Annotated in this window: 1 protein-coding gene; it reads left to right on the top strand. The window is 76.4% G+C overall.

Annotation, left to right across the window (positions count from 1 at the left end):
• On the top strand, positions 1-5,298 hold a 5,298-nt coding region (locus tag PUR61_RS01095; RefSeq protein ID WP_329874657.1), incomplete at both ends, for an SDR family NAD(P)-dependent oxidoreductase.

The raw sequence follows: 5,298 nt of genomic DNA, 5'->3' as shown, positions 1-5,298 counted from the left end.
GGTGCCGGGTGCCGCCTCGCTGGAGCGGGTGGATGTGGTGCAGCCGGTGTCGTTCGCCGTGATGGTGGGTCTGGCGCGGGTGTGGGGTTCGCTGGGTGTGGTGCCGGACGCGGTGGTGGGGCATTCGCAGGGTGAGATCGCGGCGGCGCATGTTGCGGGGATCCTGTCGCTGGAGGACGCCGCTGCCGTGGTGGCGCTGCGTTCGCAGGCGATCGCGCGGGGTCTGGCGGGTCGTGGCGGCATGGTGTCGGTGGGCCTGCCCTACGGGCGGGTGGCCGGTCTGCCGGCCGGTGTGGAGGTGGCGGCGGTGAACGGGCCGTCGTCCGTGGTGGTGGCCGGTGACCCGGACGCGCTGGACACGCTGGTGGCGGGCTTCGAGGAGCAGGGTGTGCGGGTGCGGCGCGTCCCGGTGGACTACGCCTCGCACACCGCGCACGTGGAGTCGATCGAGGAGGAACTGGCCGGGTTGCTGGCCGGGGTGAAGCCACAGGCGGCGAGGGTGCCGTTCCTGTCGACGGTGGAGGGCCGGTGGTTGGAGGGTCCTGAGCTGGACGGCGGGTACTGGTACCGCAATCTGCGGCAGACCGTGCGCTTCGCCGAGGCGGTGGACACGCTCGCCGCGGAGGGGTTCCGGGCGTTCGTGGAGGTGAGTGCGCACCCGGTGCTGGCGCACAGTCTGGTGGAGGCGCTGGAGGAGGCGGTCCAGGCTCCGACGGTGGTGACGGGCACGCTGCGGCGTGAGGACGGTGCGTGGGACCGCGTCCTGCTCTCGGCCGCGGAGCTGTACGTCCGCGGGGTCGGGGTGGACTGGTCGGCGGCGTTCACCGACGCCGGCACCCTCCGGCCCTCCGACCTCCCCACCTACCCCTTCCAGCACGAGCACTACTGGCTCCGGCCCGGCCGCGCCGCGGGCGACCTCGCGGCCGTCGGCCTGGACAAGGCAGGCCACCCGCTGCTGGAGGCCGGGCTGCTGCTCGGCTCCGAGGAGGGCGCCGTCTTCACCGGCCGGATCACCGAACGCACCCTGCCCTGGCTGACCGACCACCGGGTCGGCGGCGCGACTCTGCTGCCCGGCACCGCGCTGCTGGACGCGCTGGTGCACGTCGGGCACCGGCTCGGCGCGCCCACGGTCGAGGAACTGACCATATCCGCCCCGATCGTCGTCCCCGAGGGCGGCGGCATCGACCTCCAGGTCCACGTCGGCGAGGCCGAGGACGGCCGCCGCGCCGTCCGGCTGCTCACCCGGACCGGCCCCGGCCTGCCGTGGAGCGGGAACGCCACCGGCACGCTCGTCCCCGAGGGCCCGGAGCCCGCCGCCGCCGAGGAACTGACGGCCTGGCCGCCCGCCGGGGCCCGCCCGCTCGACCTCGACGGCCTCTACGACCGGCTCACCGTCGCCTACGGCCCCGCGTTCCACGCGGTCGAGGCCGCCTGGCTCGCCGACGGTCGCCTCTACGCCCAGCTCCGCCTCCCCGAGGCCGTGTCCGACGCGGCCGCGTACGGGCTGCACCCGGCCCTGCTGGACGCCGCCCTGCACCCGCTCGGCGAGGCCGGCTTCTTCCCTGGCGCCGCCGTGCCGCGGCTCGCCTTCTCCTGGGCCGGGGTGCGCCTGCACGCCGCCGGGGCCGAGGTCCTGCGGGTCGTCGTCGCCGCCTCCGGGCCCGACACCCTCTCCATCCGGGCCGCCGACGAGACCGGCGCACCCGTCGTCGACGTCGAGGCCCTCACCGTGCGGCCGGTGGACCCGAGCAGCCTGGGCGCCGCCTCCGACGCGGCCCTGTTCGAGGTCGACTGGGTCCCGGCACCCGAAGCGACACCTGAAGCGACACCTGAAGCGGAACCTGAAACGACATCCGGAGCGGCTGACGGGACGGCCGCCGAGGCGACCCCCGCCGGCACGGCCTGGGTGCTCCACGACGAGCTGCCCGCCGACGGACCGCTGCCGCCCCTCGTCGTGCTGCCCGCCGGCCTCGGCGTGCCGACCGACGGTGTCCCCGAGCGCGCCCACGCCGTCGGCCACGACGTCCTGCGGGCCCTCCAGTCCTGGCTGGTGGACGAACGGACGGCCGACTCCCGGCTCGTCGTCGTCACCCGGCGCGGGGAACTCGTCCAGGAGCCCGTCCGGGGCCTGGTGCGGACCGCGCAGTCGGAGAACCCGGGCCGCTTCGTCCTCGTGGAGGGCGACGACCCGGCAGCCGCCGCCGAGGCGGTGGCCGCCACGGCGGACGAGCCGCAGATCGCGGTGCGCGACGGGCGGCGACTCGTCGCCCGGCTGCGCCGCGCGGCGCAGCCGGCCCCCGAGGTCCCGTCCCCGCTGGCGGGCGGCACCGTCCTGGTCACCGGCGTCACCGGGGGCCTCGGCCGCCTGGTGGCCCGCCACCTCGCGGCGGTCCACCGCGTCGCCGAGCTGGTCCTGGTCTCCCGCTCCGCCGTCCCCGCCGACCTGCTCGCCGAACTCGCGGCGGACGGCACCCGCGTCCGGTCCGAGACGGTGGACGCCGCCGACCGCGAGGCGCTGGCGGCGGTCGTCGACTCCGTCGCGGACCGCCTCACCGGCGTTGTCCACGTCGCCGGGATCGTGGACGACGGCGTCATCGAGGCGCTGGACGGCGCCAAGTGGCACAGCGTGCTGCGCCCCAAGGTCGACGCCGCCTGGCACCTCCACGAACTCACCGCCGGGCTCGGCCTCGCCGTCTTCGCGCTCTACTCCTCCGCCTCCGGCGTCCTCGGCGGCTCCGGCCAGGGCAACTACGCGGCCGGCAACGCCTTCCTGGACGGTCTGGCCGCCCACCGGCACGCCCTCGGCCTGCCCGCCGTGTCACTCGCCTGGGGCCTGTGGGCCGAGGCCGGCGGCATGGGCGGCCGTCTGAGCGAAACCGACCTCGCCCGGATGGCCCGGGGCGGCACCCGTCCGCTCTCCGCCGGGCAGGGCCTGGCCCTCTTCGACGCCGCGATCACCGGCGACCGGGCGGCCGTGGTGCCGATCCGGCTCGACGTCACCGGCGTCCGGAGTGACGACCTCCCGCCGCTCCTGCGCGGGCTGGCCCCGGCCGTCCGCGCGCCGCGCGCCCTGCGACGGGCCGCCGCCCGGTCCGCCGGGGCCGGTGCCGACACCCTCGCCCGGCGGCTGGCGGGCCTCGCCGCCGCCGAGCGCGACGAGGTGCTGCTCGCCCTCGTCCGCGACACCGCCGCCACCGTGCTCGGTCACGGCTCGGCCGGGTCCCTGGACGTCGAGAAGCCGTTCAAGGACCTGGGCATCGACTCGCTGACCGCCGTCGAGCTGCGCAACGGGCTCGGCGCCGCCACCGGGCTGCGGCTGCCCGCCACGCTGGTGTTCAACTACCCGACGCCGAAGGCCCTCGCGGCCCACCTCACCACCGAGCTGGTCGGCGAGGAGACCGCCGCACCGGCCGCCGCGCCCGTCCCGGCGGTGCGCGCCGCCGAGGCCGACGACGAACTCGTCGCGATCGTCGCCATGGGCTGCCGCTTCCCCGGCGGCCTCGACTCCGCCGAGGACCTCTGGCGCTTCGTCGCCGCCGGAGGAGACGCCGTCTCCGGACTGCCCACCGACCGCGGGTGGGACCTCGACGGCAGCTACGACCCCGACCCCGACGTGCCCGGCCGCACCTACGTGCGCGGCGGCGGGTTCCTGCCCGGCATCGCCGACTTCGACGCCGCCTTCTTCGGGATCAACCCCCGCGAGGCGCTGGCCATGGACCCGCAGCAGCGGCTGCTGCTGGAGGTCGCCTGGGAGACCCTGGAGCGGGCCGGTCTCGACCCGACCGCCCTGCGGGCCACCCCCACCGGCGTCTTCATCGGCACCCACGGCCAGGACTACGGCACCCAGGGCACCGGCGGCCAGGCCGACGAGGGCTACCTCGTCACCGGCAACGCGGGCAGCGTGCTGTCCGGCCGGCTCTCCTACACCCTCGGCCTGGAGGGGCCCGCGATCACCGTCGACACCGCCTGCTCCTCCTCGCTGGTCGCCCTGCACCTGGCCGCCCAGGCCCTGCGCAGCGGCGAGTGCACGCTGGCGCTGGCCGGCGGCGCGTCGGTGATGTCCACCCTGGAGGGCCTGGTCGGCTTCTCCCGGCAGCGCGGCCTGGCCACCGACGGCCGGAGCAAGGCGTTCGCGGACGCCGCCGACGGGTTCGGGATGTCCGAGGGCGTGGGTCTGCTCCTGCTGGAGCGGCTGTCGGACGCACGGCGGCTCGGCCACGAGGTGCTGGCCGTCGTCCGGGGCTCGGCCGTCAACCAGGACGGTGCGTCGAACGGCCTGACCGCGCCCAACGGCCCCTCGCAGGAGCGGGTGATCCGGGCCGCGCTCGCCAACGCCGGACTGGCCGCCGGCGACGTCGACGCCGTCGAGGCGCACGGCACCGGCACGCCGCTCGGCGACCCGATCGAGGCGCACGCCCTGCTCGCCACCTACGGCAGGGGCCGCCCGGCCGAACAGCCGCTCTGGCTGGGCTCGGTGAAGTCCAACATCGGGCACACCCAGGCCGCGGCCGGCGCGGCCGGTGTGATCAAGATGGTCGAGGCGCTGCGCCACGGCGTACTGCCGAAGACCCTCCACATCGACGCGCCCTCCTCGCACATCGACTGGTCCTCGGGCGGCATCGCCCTGCTCACCGAGGACCGGGAGTGGCCCGAGGGCGACCGCCCGCGCCGGGCCGCTGTCTCGGCCTTCGGCGTGAGCGGCACCAACGCCCACGTCATCCTGGAGCAGGCCGAGCCGGCCGAGCAGGCCGCCCCCGAGGCCGCACCCGGCGCGAACGAGGACGAGAACGCCGACGCGGCCGGGGACGGCGCGGCCCCCTGGGTGCTCTCCGGTGCCTCGGAGGCCGCCCTGCGGGCACAGGCCGCCCGGCTGGCGGCGTACGCGGACGAGCGCCCCGACGTGGACCGCGCGGCGACCGCCCGTGCCCTCGTCACGGCCCGCTCCCGCTTCCCCGAGCGAGCGGTCGCCGTCGGCGCCGACCCGGCCGGACTCGCCGACGCCCTGCGGGCGCTGTCCTCCGGCGAGGCTGCGCCCGGGTTGGTGGCGGGCCGTGCGGAGGTGGCGGGCCGGTCGGTGTTCGTGTTCCCGGGTCAGGGTTCGCAGTGGGTGGGGATGGGCCGGCGGTTGCTGGCGGAGTCTCCGGTGTTCGCGCGGGCTCTGGCGGAGGTGGAGGGTGCGCTGAAGCCTTATGTGGACTGGTCGTTGGTGGATGTGGTGAATCAGGTGCCGGGTGCCGCCTCGCTGGAGCGGGTGGATGTGGTGCAGCCGGTGTCGTTCGCCGTGATGGTGGGTCTGGC

This window comes from Streptomyces sp. BE20, from assembly GCF_036322525.1.
In the GTDB taxonomy this organism is placed as follows: Bacteria; Actinomycetota; Actinomycetes; order Streptomycetales; family Streptomycetaceae; genus Kitasatospora.
Note: the sequence above shows the minus strand (reverse complement) of the source record. Positions and strands in the feature narration are given on the sequence as shown.